This is a genomic window from Arhodomonas sp. KWT2 (assembly GCF_041949875.1).
GTDB classification, from domain to species: Bacteria; Pseudomonadota; Gammaproteobacteria; order Nitrococcales; family Nitrococcaceae; genus Arhodomonas; species Arhodomonas aquaeolei.
Window position 1 is genome coordinate 291,208 of record NZ_JBHFPQ010000049.1, and the last position, 18,215, is coordinate 309,422.

The 18,215-nt window shown below is 62.8% G+C and carries 13 protein-coding genes; 10 read left to right on the top strand and 3 right to left on the bottom strand.

Annotated features, from left to right (window positions below; all coding sequences use genetic code 11):
* The first annotated feature begins 86 nt into the window (after positions 1-86).
* From ACEZHJ_RS13695 to ACEZHJ_RS13720, 6 genes are all read left to right on the top strand, one after another.
* Positions 87-863, top strand: coding sequence for a Hachiman antiphage defense system protein HamA (locus ACEZHJ_RS13695; protein WP_163140670.1), 777 nt, complete (start codon positions 87-89; stop codon positions 861-863).
* Positions 853-4,338, top strand: coding sequence for a DEAD/DEAH box helicase (locus tag ACEZHJ_RS13700; RefSeq protein WP_163140668.1), 3,486 nt, complete (start codon positions 853-855; stop codon positions 4,336-4,338). Before ACEZHJ_RS13695 ends, ACEZHJ_RS13700 begins: the two co-directional genes overlap by 11 nt.
* A 338-nt stretch (positions 4,339-4,676) precedes the next feature.
* On the top strand, positions 4,677-6,572 hold the full coding sequence (locus ACEZHJ_RS13705; RefSeq protein WP_163140666.1) for a hypothetical protein: 1,896 nt from the start codon (positions 4,677-4,679) through the stop codon (positions 6,570-6,572).
* A 150-nt stretch (positions 6,573-6,722) separates the two neighbouring features.
* Entirely contained in the window at positions 6,723-7,130 is a 408-nt protein-coding gene (locus ACEZHJ_RS13710) for a hypothetical protein (RefSeq protein ID WP_163140664.1), read from the top strand.
* A gap of 768 nt (positions 7,131-7,898) precedes the next feature.
* Positions 7,899-8,882, top strand: coding sequence for an IS5 family transposase (locus ACEZHJ_RS13715; RefSeq protein WP_163140662.1), 984 nt, complete (start codon positions 7,899-7,901; stop codon positions 8,880-8,882).
* 357 nt (positions 8,883-9,239) lie between these two features.
* Positions 9,240-10,196, top strand: a complete 957-nt coding sequence (locus ACEZHJ_RS13720; RefSeq protein ID WP_163140659.1) for a TIR domain-containing protein — start codon at positions 9,240-9,242, stop codon at positions 10,194-10,196.
* A gap of 292 nt (positions 10,197-10,488) precedes the next feature.
* On the opposite strand, the gene ACEZHJ_RS13725 is transcribed toward ACEZHJ_RS13720, so the two are convergent.
* The 3 genes from ACEZHJ_RS13725 to ACEZHJ_RS13735 form a co-directional block, all read right to left on the bottom strand.
* Positions 10,489-11,415 carry a pirin family protein gene (locus tag ACEZHJ_RS13725; RefSeq protein WP_018716735.1) on the bottom strand — a complete coding sequence of 309 codons (927 nt, stop codon included), beginning with the start codon at positions 11,413-11,415 and terminating at the stop codon, positions 10,489-10,491.
* Positions 11,416-11,579: 164 nt separating this feature from the next.
* Positions 11,580-12,752 carry an aminotransferase gene (locus ACEZHJ_RS13730; RefSeq protein ID WP_018716736.1) on the bottom strand — a complete coding sequence of 391 codons (1,173 nt, stop codon included), beginning with the start codon at positions 12,750-12,752 and terminating at the stop codon, positions 11,580-11,582.
* A gap of 58 nt (positions 12,753-12,810) precedes the next feature.
* On the bottom strand, positions 12,811-13,836 hold the full coding sequence (locus tag ACEZHJ_RS13735) for a LysR substrate-binding domain-containing protein (RefSeq protein WP_259200630.1): 1,026 nt from the start codon (positions 13,834-13,836) through the stop codon (positions 12,811-12,813).
* A gap of 167 nt (positions 13,837-14,003) precedes the next feature.
* On the opposite strand from ACEZHJ_RS13735, the gene speB reads away from it, so the two are divergent.
* The 4 genes from speB to ACEZHJ_RS13755 all read left to right on the top strand — a co-directional run bounded on the left by speB (position 14,004) and on the right by ACEZHJ_RS13755 (position 18,208).
* Positions 14,004-15,068 carry an agmatinase gene (gene speB, locus ACEZHJ_RS13740; RefSeq protein ID WP_018716738.1) on the top strand — a complete coding sequence of 355 codons (1,065 nt, stop codon included), beginning with the start codon at positions 14,004-14,006 and terminating at the stop codon, positions 15,066-15,068.
* Positions 15,069-15,105: 37 nt separating this feature from the next.
* Positions 15,106-16,194: a PotD/PotF family extracellular solute-binding protein gene (locus ACEZHJ_RS13745; RefSeq protein WP_163141578.1), complete on the top strand. Its 1,089-nt coding sequence runs from the start codon at positions 15,106-15,108 to the stop codon at positions 16,192-16,194.
* An 80-nt stretch (positions 16,195-16,274) separates the two neighbouring features.
* The gene (locus ACEZHJ_RS13750; protein ID WP_163141575.1) at positions 16,275-17,345 is read left to right on the top strand and encodes an ABC transporter ATP-binding protein; all 1,071 of its coding nucleotides are present in this window, start codon (positions 16,275-16,277) and stop codon (positions 17,343-17,345) included.
* Positions 17,342-18,208 carry an ABC transporter permease gene (locus ACEZHJ_RS13755; protein WP_018716741.1) on the top strand — a complete coding sequence of 289 codons (867 nt, stop codon included), beginning with the start codon at positions 17,342-17,344 and terminating at the stop codon, positions 18,206-18,208. The genes ACEZHJ_RS13750 and ACEZHJ_RS13755 overlap by 4 nt, the downstream gene beginning before the upstream one ends.
* Positions 18,209-18,215: the final 7 nt, after the last annotated feature.

Consider the following 18,215-nt stretch of genomic DNA (forward strand, 5'->3'; position numbering starts at 1 on the left):
TTGTTGCGTGAGCTTATTTCTTGGTGGGAACCGACAAAAGAAATGCGTAATGTTATCATTGACGTACTGCTGCACGAGTTGACCCGATGCCGACCGACTTTTCAATATGGAGCGACAAGGAAGAAGAGGATGTCGGCGCGGGGTGCCTGGTGACGATTACCGCCGCCGGAAACGTTTTGGACGTCGCACCGCCGCTTCTAGCGAAAATGGTGCCGCACCACTATGCGTCACCCGAACGTCTCGCCCGCCTTTTGGAGCGGTTGGGCAAGTCTGCGGCGGCCGGCTATGTACGAGAGCGTTTACCAACGACCAGGACTGCACGTTCGGGTGACCTTGGTGAGATACTGGCAGCGGAATACATAGATGCGGAGACAGCTTACTCCGTCCCTATTAAACGTCTCCGCTGGAAGGATCACCGAAATATGGCCCTCCGGGGAGACGATGTTATCGCTATCAAGCCGCCCGCCGAAGACGAGCCAATACGATTTCTGAAGACTGAGGCCAAGAGCCGCGCGGCACTCGATGCGGACACCGTTGCGGAAGCGCGTGAGGCTCTTGACTCTCATGACGGCCTGCCGTCGCCCCATGCGCTCGGCTTCATTTCCGATCGCTTACATGAAACGGGCAATACCGCTCTCGGCGACCTGATAGACCGCGCACAGCTCAATGACGGCATTTCTTCCCGCCAAGTAGGGCATATGCTCTTCACGTTCAGCGGCAACTCGCCTCACAGGCTCTTATCTAATGACCTCGGAGCATACGGAGGCGCAGTGTCGCAGCAGGCCATTGGCTTGAGAGTTGAGCCCCACCAGCAGCTGATCGCTGCCGTTTACAATCTCGTCGAGGCCGAGCATGACCCCTGAAGAGCTATCGGAAGCGATCCAGCACGCAGTGGCGTCTGGTTTCCGCGACGACCTTCTTGCGAAAGGACAGGCCCGCGCGATGATCTGGCGAGACGGTGTGCTTCCGGAGGGGGCTCCCCGCTTCCCGCGCAACCTCTCCTACGATTTATATTCTTACGGCTATACCCTACTGCTGATGGCGTTGCGGCTACGAGAGCAGGGCGGCGACCAGCTCCTTGCACGCTCAGCCTTCGAACATGCCGGCGAGGCCATAGAAGCCGTCATTAGCAATGGTCCGCCGGACGACACAGAGCGTGGATTCCACAGACTATTGGCGGCTGTCGCGTTTCATCTTGGGCGTTACTCGGCGCGGGCTTTTTCCCTGCTCAACGTTTCTCTTGACGAGCAAAACTTGTCACCAATGGAACAGGCGCTCGCCCGTCTTATTCTTCGCTCGCTAGACCGTCTCGACCGCGATGTTTTCAACTGGCTGGCTGACCAAGCCCTCTCTGATGCCACTCTCGTCGACAAACTCGGGGAAGCCGTTGGCGGCCAAGTCGCACAAGACAAGGGCGATACTTATGCGGAGACGCTCGACGACATACTCACCGACAATTATCTCCGCGCATTGTCGATGTTCATCTTCGCGTTGGAGACCGGCATTTTCGAACTCACTCAACAAGCCCGCGCGGCGCTCCAGGAAGGGCAGTCTGTTGCCGGAGAAATGAACCTCGTACCCCAATGGTGGTGCTACCGCGTTACGATCCATCTAATCGACGATCTTTGGTCGTCTAGCTTCCATTCCGTCCTGCCTTCCGGCATCCTTGGAGGCAACGCCCAGGCATGGGCCGACCTCCGCGAATTGTTCATAGCTACGCTAACCAAACGCCGGCGCGCCGAGGTCGAACTTTGGCCGTCTCAGACCGAGGCGGCCACGCGTGCTGTAGATACTGACGACGATCTAGTCCTATCATTGCCGACCAGTGCGGGCAAAACGCGCATCGCGGAACTCTGCATACTGCGATGTCTTGCGGCCGGTAAGCGGACCGTATATGTCACGCCCCTCCGTGCGCTCTCCGCGCAAACGGAAGGTGGACTTACACAGACTTTTGCGCCGCTCGGGCGGTCTGTCACCGCCCTGTATGGAAGCATGGGTGCAAGCAGATTCGATGAGGACGCCCTAAAGAGTCGCGACATTGTCGTCGCCACGCCTGAAAAGCTGGACTTCGCTCTGAGAAATGACCCTTCACTCCTTGACGATATTGGGCTCATCGTCCTGGATGAAGGACACATGATCGGTCTCGGAGACAGGGAGGTTCGCTATGAAGTTCAGATCCAGCGGCTGCTAAAGCGCGACGATGCGGACCAGCGCCGTATCGTATGCCTGTCTGCAATCCTGCCCGACGGAGAGCAGTTTGACGACTTCGTTGCGTGGCTACGTCGCGACAAGGAGGGAGGGGCGGTTAAATCCAAATGGCGGCCAACCCGGCTTCGCTTCGGCGAGATCATCTGGCAAGGGGACCGTGCGTGGCTGAACCTACGTGTTGGCAATGAGCGCCCCTTCGTGCCCTCGTTCCTCACAGCCAGTATTCCCCCTATCGGAAGGCGTAGGAGACCGTTTCCTGGCGACCAGCGAGAGTTCGTTCTCGCTACGGCATGGCGACTCATGGAAGAAGGCCAGACCGTTCTAATATATTGCCCGCAGAAGAATTCGGTTGAGCCGTATGCCAAGGCGATAGTCGACCTGCATCGACGAGGTGCATTGACTTCCGCTCTGAGGGCGGACGAAGACCGACTTAATACCGCTCTAGCCGTTGGCCGCGAATGGTTTGGTGCAGACCACCCCATTCTGCAATGCTTGCAAATCGGTGTTGCCATTCACCACGGTGCACTCCCTACACCGTACCGCAAAGAGGTCGAACGGCTACTTCGGGACGGCATCCTAACTATTACTGTATCGTCACCGACTCTTTCACAAGGTCTAAATCTCACGGCCACGTCCCTCGTCATTTCTTCACTTCATCGCGCGGGGTCAATAATCCCTGCACCAGAATTTAAGAATGTCGCCGGACGCGCCGGTCGTGCATTTGTTGACGTTGAAGGGCTCGTTGTCTTTCCGATCTTCGATAGACATGCTCATCGTCAACGTCAGTGGGAAGCACTTATTCACGATGCAGCAGGCCGACAGATGGAAAGCGGCTTAGTGCACCTAGTATTTGAGCTACTTTCCAGACTCAATACCGCACTAGGAAAGCCGGACATCGGTGAATTTACGGACTATATCGTGAACAACGCTGCGGCATGGGCTTTCCCGGAGATGGACGACGAGAGCGAAGACGACCGGAAAACTGCCCTCCGCGAGTGGACGAAACATCTTGAATATCTTGATGGCGCTATCCTCGGCCTTGTCGGTGACGATGAAGCGGACGCGGATCAGATAGCGGTTGCGCTCGACCGCCTTCTCGCGTCTTCTCTATGGTCACGCCGCCTGCGGCGCCATGAAGAAGCCGTACAGCGACTCTTCGAAGCTGCTTTGGCTAGCCGCGCCCGCCAAATCTGGAACGGGAGTACCCCTATACAACGAAAGGCGTATTATCTTGCCGGTATTGGTTGGTCCACCGGACAGCAGCTCGATGACATAGCGCCCCAAGCTAACGAACTCCTCATTCAAGCGAACGGCGCCATTCTCAATGACGATAGCGACGATGCCTTACAATCCATGACCCGTCTCGCAGAGCTAGTCTTTCAGATCACCCCATTCATTCCCGACAAGTTGCCTGAAGACTGGCGGGATATTCTCTGTGTTTGGCTTCGGGGACAACCTCTGACTGACCTTCACGATGAGAATGGCACTGACACACTAAAATTCGTTGAAGACGCGCTTGTGTACCGCCTTCCATGGGCCATCGACGCGGTACGCGTTCGCGCGCTGGCTCACCGCGATTCTGTGGGCGACTTTATGTTTGAGGACTTCGAGGCGGGTCTCGCGGGACCGGCGCTGGAGACTGGAACGCTCAACAAATCAGCTGCGATTTTGATGCAGGCCGGGTTTACGTCACGGCTGGCAGCTATCAAGGCCGTCACTGACACGAATGCGGCGTTTTCCAACAGCCGCGACATGACACGATGGCTTGAATCAAATGAAGTGCGGAGGCTAACGTCGACTGGAGGCTGGCCGACACCAGGAACGGTTGAGCTATGGCGAGACTTCATCGAACGGCAAAAGCCCCCAGAGTCCATCGTTTGGTCTCGACAGCAAATTTCCCGCGACGTCGTCTGGGATGCCGGGATAGTTCCGCCCGGACATGAGCAGCCGCTAAGGGTTCAGCGGCTTGAGACGGGTGAATACGGGCTCTATTCCGCAGATTACGATCGTCTCGGACGACTCGCATCGCCACTACCCGACGACGCGACCGGCATGCTCCTCGGCCGCATGGAAGCGGACACCCAGAACGTTGTCAATCTCACATATTTGGGTCCCGGTCAGCTGACCTGAGTTCGCACGCCTCGGACTCTCGCAGACACTGGAGAAGGCGTTCTGGGGCTTGGGTGCGTACCACATGTCAACGCCGGCTGCGGTATCTTGAGGAGGAGCAGTGACGGCGGCTACGCCGACATACGAGTTTCGCAGGTGGCCCCAGCATCCGCCTTCCAGACCAACACCAGGAAAACCGGTGATGAAAATGTTCCCTTGGGCCTTTGTTAAGCTAGCGGTGCATGGCCGGGCCAGACTTCAGCGATAAAACCAGACGAACCGCGGCGGAGCGCGTAGGCTATTGCTGCTCGCTTTGTGGCACCCCCACTCAGGGACCGCACCACAACCCCGAGAAGGCCATGTCCATCGGCGAGGCCGCGCACGTCCGTGGACGGAAGCCGGGTGCTCCGCGGTTCGATCACGATATGTCCGATTCCGAGCGCAGGAGTATCGAGAACGCCCTCTGGCTTTGCCGAAACTGTCACGGAAAGATCGACAAGGATGACGCTCCCTACAGCGTCGAGAAGCTGTACGAAGTCCGCCGGAAAGCGGAGGAGCAAGCGCGACTGCGCCAGGGAGTTCCCGACAGTCTGCCCGCGGCGCCTCTACTGAATCACCTGCCACAGTGTTGGTGCCACGAGACCACGAACGACGAGACATTCGTGCGCCGATCCGCCGAGTCTCAGACGATTGGCGAGTGGCTCGGCGACAGTGCGGTGCGCATTGTGTCCATCATCGGCATCGGCGGGGCGGGGAAAACCGCACTCGTCGGCCATTGGCTGCGAATGGAGACGGTCGAGTGCCATCGCGCGGTACGAGGCCTGTTCTATTGGAGCTTCTACGTCAACAAGGATGTCGATAACTTCCTGAGGCGCCTGCTCCGGTTTGTGGAGGAGGTGGACCCCACCCAGGATTTCCACCTGGACCGCGACGATCCGCTTGCCATCCTTGAAAGGCGCTTCACCAAGCTCCCGCCATTGATTCTGGTCCTCGATGGCCTGGAGGTGCTGCAAGAGGCGGTTTCGGAGGGAAAGGCGTACGGCACCTTCATCGACGCTAAGCTCCGCGACTTCTTGCAGCTAGTGGCCTATGTCGGTTCGCCGTGGTTGTGCGTCATCACAAGCCGGTTCCCCATCACCGATCTTGAGCGCACCCCGGGCGCGAAGGCGCTGCGGCTGGATCGGCTAACACTTGAGGAGGGCGCGCAACTCCTCGCGCACAACGGCGTCCTTGGTACAGACGCGGATCGCCGCGAGGTTACGCAGTACCTCGAAGGCCATCCGCTGGTTCTTCGGGTGTTCGCAGCATCAATCCCCCGCGAGCGCCGAATTACGCCGCGCCAACATTTGCTTCACGTCTTCCACGATGGAGACGCGAACGACCCCTTCCGCGACAAGCTGGAACGTCTGCTTAACTTCTACTCGGCATCCCTGGACGATCACCAGCGCGCGATTCTTCAGGGACTGTCGATCTTCCGATCGCCGGTGCCCAAGTCGACCCTCGAAATCATCGCACCTGTTCTCGTCGGCGAAAGGGTGGTGCAGGAGAGAGAGGCGTTTGCGCTGGTGGTGGATCTCAACCGACTAGCAACGAGCGGTCTCGTGGTGCGAGACCGACGGGGATCCGAGGACGTCTACGCCTGCCACCCAATTGTCCGCGACCACTTTCGCCTTGTTCTGCTCGCCGAAGGGGGGAAGTCACAGGCCGCAGTCGACATGCTGACATCGCGCCCAGACGATCTTGGGATCGAGGGGGCAAGCACAATCGAGCCTCTGCTGCTTGCCTGCGAAGCGCTCCTGCTCGCCAGAGATACCCGCGGCGCATTCGAGATCTACCTAACTCGGTTTGGGAAGGGCCGCGTATTCCTCACCAGGGGACTGCCTCGCGAAGGCAAGCGATTTTACGACGCCGTTCTCGCCGTATCGGCCATACCGACACTATTGGGCCGCGGCCGTGACTTGGATCGGGCGCATTTTCGCAATGGGGCGATCTACTTCGACATACTACTTGGCGAGTATGCCGACGCGGCCGACCTAATTCAGGACGAACTCGGCCACGCGGCGGGCTCCCGCACCGCCTCCCCGCATCTACACGCGGCGCGGCTGGCGTTTTGCCAGGGTGAGTACGCCAGTGCTGTCGACTCGGCGGACGCCGCCATCCGCGCGAAGCTACAGGGCGGAGCTCGCGCGCTCCTTCACGCGCAGGGGCTCTATTTGCGGCTCAAGTCCCTGCTCGCGCTTGGTCTCGACACCTAGGCGCAAGCGACGAGTCACGAGCTAGACGAACTTCGCGGGTCACTGGATTCGGCCGACGGCCAGGTCCTTATCCATCTAGCGCATCTTTGGCTTGCCATTCACGGGCAACTTGGCGGGGGCCGGCGGGCGGCCAAAGAAGTCCGTGGCCTAGTGTCGTCGATAGACGAGGATTTCCTCGTTCTCGAGGCGCAGGTCCTTGTAGCGCATTGGCATGCCAGAGAAGGGCGGCAGGAAGGCATTGCCCAGCACTTACTTGATGCCGTATACGAGCATTCCGTCGCTCAAAGCTACCCGTACCCGATGATCTGGGCGCAGATTACGCGGCAGTATCTCGCGCACCGCAGCGGCACAGCAGGTAACGATGACGTCCTGCACCAAGCGGCGACCTTGGCAGAAGCCAATGGCATGCTGGGGCTACGTCTTCAGGCCCTCTGGGTGCGCCGCTGGATCGCCAATGCCGTCGGCGGTGATGAGGCGAACGACCCCGAGGTCGAGTATCTGATCGACCGCAGCGGCTACTCTACTGTCGACCGTTTCTTTGGCTTCAGACCACAATAGGTGTGCCGTGAGGCACTGCAAGCTCGCGGGCCTAGGCCGGTTTCACGGCTTGAGTGTAGTGTTCGGATAGGCGTTGCGGTCAGGCAGGATACGTTGGAGACGGCAATCATGCTTCCCGTTCTCCCCCACGTTTCCCGCAACCCCACTGCAAGGCGGAGTTGTGGCTGGCCTTGCTGGCAGCGCACAATCTACTCTCCGCGCTCTGGGACGCCGCATTTGATGCCGGACCTATTTCCTTTGATGAAGGCGGGCAGTTATTGCGGTCCCCCGAGCTGACCGATGTTGCCCAAGCAGCCCTCAGTTTTCCCGGATAGATCGAACTCACGGGCAAGCATCACGTGTATCTGGCGTGGCATCGAAGCCAGATCTTCAGAGATGGCTCGGACTGACGTTTCTCTTGGGCCGCGATCCGACGAGAGGGAAGCAGAGCAAAGGCGGCACACATCGTGGCGGATTTGCTCCTGGTTGAGCGGCGGCGCTGCGAGCGTCGGCACCACTGCGGTCTTCGTGGGATCTGCCGGACCCGCGAAATTGAGCGCGAATGGGAAGCGAATAGCTATGATCACGATCAAGATTAATCAAGAGGAACGGCAGCTCGACGCTCTCGACGAGCGGTGGATTAATCAGCAGATCAACCGCCGACGTCGTGAAGAGCAAGCGGTATGCGTTAGGGTTAGGGAAACACTGATTTATTGGCTCCCGGCTGTACCGGCCGGGCCTGCGGGCTGGGATAATGCGCCAAGGCCCTGTGTGATGAGACGGTAACCGATGCAGACGAGCTTCTCGGATCTGGAGTACGCCGCCAAGAAGAAGGTCACCCGCCGGGACCGGTTCCTCGCGGAGATCGAATCTATCACCCCTTGGGCGACGCTGGTTGCCGAGCTTGAGCCGTACTATCCCTATGGTGGCGGTCGTGGGCGTCCGCCGATCGGCCTGGAGCGCATGCTTCGGATGTACGTCGCCCAGCAGTGCTTCGGGCTCTCCGACGAGGGCATCGAGGATGCGATCTACGACAGCCAGGCGATCCGGCGGTTTGTGGGCATCGACCTTGCGCGGGAGGCGGCGCCGGATGCGACCACGCTGTTGAAGTTCCGCCGGCTCCTGGAGCGCCACGGGCTCACCCGGCGGATCTTCGAGGCGATCAACGCCCACCTCGCCGAGCAGGGGTTGATGCTGCGCGAGGGCACCATCGTCGATGCCACCCTCATCGCCGCACCGCCGTCGACGAAGAACAGGGACAAGGCTCGCGACCCCGAGATGCATCAGACGAAGAAAGGCAAGCAGTACTACTTCGGCATGAAGGCGCATATCGGCGTGGACGCCGGCTCGGGGCTGGTGCACTCGATGGTGGCCACGGCGGCGAACACCGCGGACATTACCCAGGCGCACTACCTGCTCCACGGCGCGGAGCAACACGCCTTCGGCGACTCGGCCTATCAGGGCGTGAGCAAGCGCGCCGAACACCGTGGCAGCACGACGAAGTGGCATGTGGCCATGAAGCGCGGCGCGCGCCGGGCGCTCGGCGACGACGAGACCGGCCAGGCCCTGCAGGCCTGCGAGCTCATCAAGGCGAGGATCCGTGCCTACGTCGAGCATCCGTTTCACGTCCTCAAGAAGCGGTTCGGCCACCGCAAGGTGCGCTACCGCGGCATCGCGAAGAACGAGACGCAGTTGTATGCGCTGTTCGGCCTGGCGAATCTGCTGCTGGCTCGTCGACGATTGGGTGCCGTCCCAGGGGGAGGTGCGTGTTGAGACCGCAGAAAAGCGCTCCACATGAGCAATACGGCGGCATTTTGCCGGCGAGCAGCAACACAGGCCGCCTCGAAAGGCCGCGAATCGCGCCTTCTAACGGCATCGGCCACGTCGAAATCAAGGAAAACCGCATTATTTCAGTGCTTCCTTAGGGTCCGTACGGACCGGCTGGAGCCCATGCTGTCCACCCCCACTTGCGGCGGGGCCGGGGGAGGTCGGCCGCCCAGACCGGAGTAGAAGCGCATTTTGGACCTGTGGAACGAACGAGGCCTGAATCGGGCCGACTTCACGGGCGGTAACGTCGTTGCCTTTCTCAAGCAACTCGCGGATCTGACCTAAACGCGTTGAGGAACCGGCATGGTTAAGCTGTTCTTTTCCTACTCTCATAAGGACGAAGAACTCCGTAATGAGCTCGAGACGCACCTGGCGCTTCTCCAGCGCCAGGGCGTTATCTCGTCGTGGCACGATCGGAGAATTACCGCTGGGGGCGATATCCACGGGTCCGTCAGTAATCATCTGGAGGACTCGTGGATTGTCCTTCTCTTGGTGAGCGCCAACTTCCTCGCGTCCGATTATTGTTACGAGAAGGAGATGACGCGTGCTTTGGAAAAGCACGAGGAGGGGACGGCTGTGGTGATCCCGGTCATCCTGCACCCGTGCGACTGGCACTCCGCACCGTTCGGGAGATTACGGGCAACACCGACAGATGGAAAGCCGGTATCTATGCACGCAAACCAGCACGAGGCTTTGGCGATCATCGCCCGGGACGTGCGAGAGGCAGCGAATGGTTTCGACGGAGATACGGAATCGTCTCCAATGCTGGCGCAGGGGGGCGTAGACGCTGACAGCCGCACCTCGGGCCCGCGCTCAACCAATCTGCGAATCAAGCGCCAGTTCGACGACCATGAGCGCGACGAGTTCCTCGAAGACACCTACGAGTACATTGCTCGCTTCTTCTCTGGTTCGCTTGAGGAACTCGCGGCGAGAGACCCCCAGATCAAGACACGCTTCAAGCGAACGACGGACACCAGTTTCTCCGCTGCGATCTACGAGAACGGCAACCGCGTCGCCCAGTGTGCGATCTGGAACGGTGGAGGAGACCGGTACGGCCTGGGCGGTATCGCCTTTTCGCACTCGGGCGAGGGGGAACGGAACAGTTTCAATGAACAGCTCACCGTCACGGACGATGGCTACACGCTTCAGCTGAAGCCCTTGGGAATGCAGTTCCATGACGGATCGAGGGACAAGGCGCTGTCCCAGCAGGGAGCAGCCGAGTATTACTGGGAGTTGCTTATCCGACCGCTGCAGCACTGAGAAGAAGAGTACGCCGCCAGCGTCTGTCCAACCGACGGCTGTCCCGAGGGACGTCCTTATCCGGCAACAAGGCCCGGATAAAGCCGCCTGACTCAGTACCTTAGCGAGTTTCACCCGTCTGGAAAAATTTCATCTGAAACCGGATCCTACACAAGCGCGATCAGGTAGTGCGATACTTATGACGTGATTTAACATAATATACATTACACGCAATTATGGATGCGTTAGGCGCGTGTGGCGCCGTCCGCCGGTCAAGGTAATCTGCCCTGGGCCTTCTGATCTTCCCGTGGGCCTATTCCGGCAACGGGATGTAGTCGTACTCGTCGCCGACGACCTTGGGAAAGGTCTGCGCTCTCCACTCGGCCTTGGCCTGTTCGATGCGTGCCTTCCGGCTGGATACGAAGTTCCACTCGATATGGCGTTGTCCCAGAGGCTCTCCGCCGACGATTGCGATGCGTGCGTCGCGAGTGGCCTCGAGGATGATCCCTGGCGCGTCGGTGAATACCGCCATGGTGTGCTCCGGGATTGTCGTGCCCCTGGCGGTCAGCCCGCCTTCCACGACATAGACGGCGCGTTCGTGCGCTTCCGGTACCGCCAGGCGCTGGCCTGCGCGCAGGCGGGCCTCGACGTAAAGCGTCTGTGCGTACGTCCGCACCGGTGAGCTGACGCCGAATGCGTGACCCATCATCACGCGGACCGGGACGCCGTCGACCTCCACGCGGGGTATCGTGGTGTCCGGATAGTGATGGAATGCAGGCGCCGTCTCCTCGTCGGCCTCCGGCAGAGCGAGCCAGAGCTGGAGGCCATTGAGACGATGAGGCGCGGCGGTCACCTCCGGGCGCTCGCGCTCGGAATGCGTGATCCCTTTGCCCGCCACCATGAGATTGATGTCGCCGGGCCGAATGGGCTGATAGCTGCCGAGCGAGTCACGGTGCAGGATCTCCCCCTCGAAGAGATACGTCACGGTCGCCAGGTTTATGTGCGGATGCGGCCTTACGTTGATGCCGTCGCCTGGTGGGAAGTCCGTGGGACCCATGTGGTCAAAGAAGATCCACGGCCCGACCAGCTTGCGCTCGCGGGTCGGCAGCACGCGCCGGACGGAGAAGCCGCCGAGGTCGCGTTTGCGGGGCTCGATCAGCAGCTCGATGGCGTCGCAGCTCCGGGGGGCACTGCAGTCCTGCTCGTAGGTTTCACTGGATTCCGGGGCCAGGTTGCTCATCATTCCCTCCGGCGGCGGCGATTTTCCGTCGCGACGTGGTAATGGTAGATCGCACGGCACGGCGATGCCTGTGCCGGGGAAATGCGTCTGCCCCTCTGTCGGATCGTTATCGTTGCCCGTTCGTCGAACTGATTTCTCTTAAAACAATTCCTTATCGGCAAAGTCTAGAGAAGGTTCAAGCGTTCCCCGATCACCGCGGCGCGCTCGGCGGTGGTGTTCGCGAACGCGACACGCAGGTAACGCGCCTGGTCCGGGCCGAAGAAGTCTCCCGGCACGGTCACCACGCCGGCGTCCCTCGCCAGCCGCTCGGCGACCCCGCTCGAGGTCTCGTCCGGAAAAGGATGCCGGATGTAGGCGAAGTACGCGCCCATCGAACTCACCGGCCAGTCGGGCACGCCGGTCATCGCGTCGCGGAACGCCTCGGCACGCCGTGCCATTTCGCGGCGGTTGTCCTCGCGCCACGCCGCGAGCGCCGGCAGGGCCCGCGCCACGGCGAACTGCGGGACGCGCGGGGCGCAGATCTGGAGGTTGTCCATGACCTTGGCGATCTCGGTGATGACGTCCGCGCCGGCGGTGACGGCGCCGAGCCGGTGCCCCGGGATGCAGAAGGACTTCGAGAAGCTGTAGAGCTGGATGACGTCGTGCGTCCAGTCCGGCTCGCCGAACAACCCATGGGGCATCTGGTCCTGCGCCGGGAGGAAGTCGCGGTAGGTCTCGTCGACGATGAGCCAGAGCCCACGCCGCCGGCAGACGGTGTGGATGGCCGCGACGGTCGCCGGCGGATAGATCGCCCCGGTCGGGTTGTTCGGCGTGACCAGTACCACCGCGCGGGTCCGTGGGCCGATGGCGGCCTCTACCCCGGTGGGATCGGGTACGAAACCGTATTCCGCGAGGCTTTCCAGGTGCTCCGTGCCGATGCCGAGCATCGACAGCGAGCTCTCATGGTTGAAGTAGAACGGATTGACGAGCAGCACGTTGTCGCCGGCCCCCGCCACGGCCATGACCGCGGCCAGAAACGCCTGATTGCAGCCGGCGGTGATGTGCACGTTCTCCGGGCGGATGTCGCCCTTGTAGAGCGCGCTGACATGTTCGGCGTAGGCACTGCGCAGCGCGGCCTCGCCTTCGATGGGGCCGTAACCGGCGAATTCCGCGCTCCCGGCGGCCTCTGCGAGCCAGCCCAGGATGTCGGGGTGCGGCGGGTAGCCCGGCACGGCCTGGGCCAGGTCCACAAGGGGGCCGTGATCGCCGCTGTATGCCCTCGCCCACTGCTGGACGGCGGCGATGGGGGGCGGCGCGAGGCCGTGCACGGCGGGGTTGAATCCGGCGGTGTCGGTCATGGGTTTCCGGCTGTGTCGCTGTCTCGTGTGTCGTGTCGGAGGCGAAATGCCTGCTGCGTCAGTGATCTGTACCGTCGCGGGGTGCGCCCGCCCCGGTCGCCGCCGCGGCATCGTCATGCCCGGCCCCGGATGGGACGTTACCACTACTGCGCCGCCGCCCGCTCCTGCGTGTGCCGGACGGTGGCTCCGCCAACGCGTTGCTGCCGTCGCGGGCGGCGTAGAGCCAGTCTATGAACACCTTCACGATGGGCGCCGCCCTCGCCTCGCTGCGGCAGGCGACGTAGAAGCTGTCCACGGCCGGCACGGAGCGGTCGAAGGGGCGGACGAGCACGCCCCGGGAGAGCAGTCCGCTGGCGGTCATGGTATCGCCCAGGGCCACGCCGTGGCCGAGCACCGCCGCCTCCAGGCCAAGGCGCGCGTCGCTGAGGAAATGATGGGTGCAGCGCCCGGCGAGGTCCGGGGCATCCAGCGCGCAGAGCCAGGCGTGCCATTCCCGGTGATCGGCGATGTGGAGCATTACGTGCTGTTCGAGGTCCCGGGGCGTGCGTAGCGGCCGGCTGTTCAGCAGCGTCGGGCTGACCACTGGGAAGAGCTCGAGGTTCGACCACAGCCGCACCCAGCAGTCCGTCAGGTTGCCGTCGCCGTAGAGGATGCAGACGTCGTGCTCCGGCGAGTGCACGTTCTGCGGATCGTTGGATGAGGTCAGGGTCAGGCGGACGTCCGGGAACTGCTCGTTGAACTCCCGAATCCGCGGCAGCAGCCAGAACGAGAGCAGCGCCGGCGTGCAGCTCACCGACAGGTCTCCACGCGTGGAAGGCCGCCGGATCTCCGCCATCGCGGTGGCGATCTCCTCGAACGCCGAGGATACCGAAGGCAGCAGCCGTGCCCCCTGCGCGGTGAGCTTGAGGCGCTGCGCCTTGCGCTCGAAGAGCTGCACGTCGAGGGATGATTCCAGGGCGCGGAGCTGGTGACTGACGGCGCCGTGGGTCACGTTGAGTTCCCGCGCGGCCTCGGAGACCGAGCCCCTCCGGGCAGTGGCCTCGAAGGCGCGGAGCGGATTCAGCGGGGGTAACCTGGAAGGCATTGTCAGGCCTCTCTTCGTGAGAAAAACTCACAAACAACAGAATAACATTGTCAATTGAACTTTCATGTCGCGTTGCAATACTTCAGTAATAGCCAAACGGGCAGTTCTGGAACAGCGGGCCGGCACCGATAGCCTCGGTGGCCCGCACAACATTGAGTGGACGTAACATGGCCTGGGATCAGGACAAGCTCGAAGCACTGCGGCAGCGCTACTCGTCCAGCGGCGGTGACGATTTCCACGACCCGCGCTTCAAGCGCGTGGCGGCACAGGTGTTCGAGGGCGGAAACCGCTCCGCGCCCTATGCCGGGGTGCCCACCTTCCTGGATGCGCCCTACTCGCCCGTCGATCCCGCCAATCCGGACTTCGGCGACCTGCAGGTGGGCATCGTCGGCGTGCCCATGGATCTGGGTGTGACCAACCGTCCCGGGGCGCGTTTCGGGCCACGGGCGCTGCGCGCCATGGAGCGTATCGGCCCCTACAACCACGCGCTGGACTGCGCGCCGGTCATGGATCTCCGCGTCGCGGACATCGGCGACGTGCCCATGCGCAGCCGGTACCGCCTGGAGCAGAGCCTGGAGGATATCGAGGCCTTCCTGGCGAGACTCGTGGATGCCGGCGTGGTGCCGCTCTCAGCCGGCGGTGACCACTCGATCACGCACCCCATTCTCAAGGCCGTGGCGCGGCGCCATGGGCCCGTGGGCCTGGTCCATATCGACGCCCACTGCGACACCGGCGGGCCGTTTGACGACACCAAGTTCCACCACGGTGGACCGTTCCGCAACGCGGTGCTGGACGGCGTCCTCGACCCGACACGCACGATCCAGGTCGGCATCAGAGGTTCCGCGGAATACCTCTGGGAGTTCTCCTACGATGCGGGTATGACCGTCATCCACGCCGAGGAGGTGCCGGGCATGGGCATCCCCGCGGTGATCGAGCGCGCCCGCGAGGTGGTCGGCGGCGGGCCGGTGTACGTCTCCTTCGACGTCGACGGCATCGATCCCTCCTTCGCGCCGGGCACCGGCACGCCGGAGGTCGGCGGCCTGAGCTCCCGCGAGGTGCTGGAACTGCTGCGCGGGCTCAAGGGACTTGAAATCGTGGGCGGCGACGTCGTCGAGGTCGCCCCCGAGTACGACACGACGACCAACACCGCCCACGTCGGTGCCCAGGTGCTCTTCGAGATCCTGAGCCTGATGGTCTACAGCCCGTCGATGGCGCGTCCGTCGCGGGAATGAACCGAAGCAAACGTCCAAAGAAGCCGGGGAGATACATATGAGCGACGAAACCAAGAACGGCATCACGCGCCGGGAATTCATCGGCGCCGGTCTGGCGGGGGCGGCGATGCTGTCCATGCCGCCGATCCTGCGGGCACAGAACCGGACCCTGAAGGTCGGCGTCTACGGCGGCTACTTCAAGGATTCCTTCGACAAGCACATCTTCCCGGACTTCACCAAGGAGACCGGCATCGAGGTCCAGTCCGTCGCCGAGCCCACCGGCGAGGCCTGGCTGGTTCAGCTCCAGAACGCCGCCCGTGCCGGCCAGGCCCCGGCGGACGTCTCGATGATGGCCCAGGTGCCGCGGCTCAAGGGGGCCAATGCGAAGCTCTGGGCACCCCTTGATGCGGCGAAGCTCGACAACCGCAAGTACCTGCTGGATAACTTCGTCCATACCTATGACGACGGCAGCATCTCCGGTCTGGGGGCGGTGAGCTGGTACATCACCCTGGTGACCAATACCGATACCTACCCCGAGCCGCCGGAGAGCTGGGCCGCCTTCTGGGACCCGGCGAACCGCGACAAGCTCGGCCTGCTTGCCCTGGTGAGCAATTCGTTCCTCCTTGAGATCACCGCGAAGACCTTCTTCAACGGCCACGACAGCCTCAAGAGCGAGGACGACATCCTCAAGGTCCTCGACAAGCTCGCCGAGGTGAAGCCGAACGTGCGTCTGTGGTACCGCGATGAGGGGCAGTTCCAGCAGGCGCTGCAGAGCGGCGAGATCCCCATGGGCCAGTACTACCACGACGTCACCGGTCTCGCCGCGGCGGACGGCTTCCCGGTGCGCTCGACCTTCCCGAAGGAAGGCGGCGTGCTCGATTCCGGCTCCTGGTGCGTGTCCAAGGCCTCCAACCGGCTCGAGGAGGCGCACGTGTTCATGAATTACATGTGCCGGCCGGATATCCAGGCCAAGCTCGCCCGCCGGGTGGGCACAGCGCCGACGGTCAAGCGCGAGCACCTGGACCTCAGCGACGAGGAGTTCGCCGCGGTGGCCAGCGACAAGCCCCCGATCCTGCCGTACTACCAGATGTATCTGGATCGTGGCGACTGGCTCTCGGACCGCTGGACGGCGATGATCACCGGATAACCCGGAACCGTGGGCGGTGTCGTAACGGCACCGCCCTCCTCGCCCACTTGAAAAATCATCATTAACCACCTGGAATCCCAATGAATGCAGACAGCCACGACGCGCTGACGCTGCAGGGCGTCAGCCGGCATTTCGGTGACGTCGCCGCCGTCTCCGAGGTGGACCTCACCGTGCCCCGCGGGAAGCTGGTCTGCTTTCTCGGCCCCTCCGGCTGCGGCAAGACCACGCTGCTCCGGCTCATCGCCGGGCTGGACATGCCCACCGGCGGGCGCATCGAGCTCGCCGGCCGGGACGTGACCGCCCTGCCCGCGCACAAGCGCAACCTGGGCATGGTGTTCCAGTCGCTGGCGCTGTTCCCGCACCTGAGCGTCGCCGAGAACATCGCCTATTCACTGCGTATCCGCGGGCAGGACAAGGCCGCCCAGCGCCAGCGCGCCGAGGAGCTGTTGGACCTGGTGCGCCTGCCAGGGGTCGGTGACCGCCACGTCTCCCAGCTCTCCGGCGGCCAGCGCCAACGCGTCGCGATCGCCCGGGCGCTGGCCCTGGAGCCCGAGCTGTTCCTGCTCGACGAGCCGCTCTCCGCTCTGGACGCCAAGCTCCGCGAGGAGATGCAGGTGGAGCTCAAGCTGCTGCAGCAGCGCGTCGGCGTGACCACCATCCTGGTCACCCACGACCAGCGCGAGGCCATGACCATGGCGGACATGGTGGTGGTCATGCGTGACGGCGAGGTGCAGCAGATCGGCACGCCACTGGAGGTCTACCGGGACCCGGCGAATGCCTTCGTCGCCGAGTTCATCGGTACCAGCAACCTGCTCCAGGGCGAGGTGGTGGACGACACCAGCGTGCGCGTCGACGGCCATGTGCTCCAGGCCGCGCGGCTGCCCGCCGGCGCTGCGGCGGGCACCGCCGTCACCGTCTCGGTCCGCCCCGAGGACGTGCACCTCTATGCCGGCGACGAGGATGGTCCGAACCGCCTCTCGGGAACCGTGGCGTTCGTGCGCGACGTGGGTCAGAGCGTCGAACTCTATGTGGACTGCGGCGGCACGCGTATCACCAGTCACGTCCAGCCCCGCGATAAGCCGGATGTCCACCAGGGCCAGACCGTGACGGTGGAGCTTCCCCCCGAGGCCTGCGTGGTACTGAAGCGATGAGCACGACTGCGACCGAAGGCACGACGGCCCGCAAGTGGCTCTTGAGCTATCCGACCCTGATGCTGGGCGTGTTTTTCGTGGGCCCGTTCGGGATCATGCTCGCGGTGAGCTTCTTCCAGCGCGTGGAGAGCGCGTTCTACAAGCCGGCGTTCGTATTCTCGAACTACGCGCGGCTGTTCTCCTCGCTGTTCCTGGACAACCTCGCGTTCTCGCTCTATCTGGGCATGCTGGTCGCCGTGATCAGTGTCTCCGTGGCGTTCCCGTTCACCTACCTGCTCTCGCGCATGCGCATGCGCACGCAGACGATCTGGTTGGTGTTCCTGCTCTCGGTGCTCTCGCTCTCCGAGGTGATCATCGCGTTCAGCTGGTCGATCCTGCTCTCGCGCACCGCGGGGGTGTCCAACCTGCTGGTATGGCTCGGGCTGATGGATCACCCGGTGGGGCTCGCGCCCGGGTTCACCGCGGAGGTGCTGGGCTACTGCTACCTCACCCTGCCCTACACCGTGCTCATGCTCTACCCGTCCATGTCGCGGCTGGACCCGGAGCTGACCGAGGCCGCGCGCACCCTCGGGGCCTCGCCGCAGCGGGCGTTCTTCAACGTGGTGATCCCGGCGATGCGCCAGCCGATCGTGGCCTCGCTGATCCTGGTGTTCGTGTTTACTCTGGGCGTCTACCTGATCCCGCAGATACTGGGCAATCCGGAGCACTGGACCCTGTCGGTGCTGATCACCGACCAGGCGGTCTACCAGTCCAACGTGCCGTTCGCGGCGGCGCTGGCGGTGTTCCTGCTGCTGACCAGCCTGGCGCTCATTCTGCTGACCTTCGTGCTGGGTGCGCGTGAGCGTATCCACACCGCGAGCTGAGGGCCGC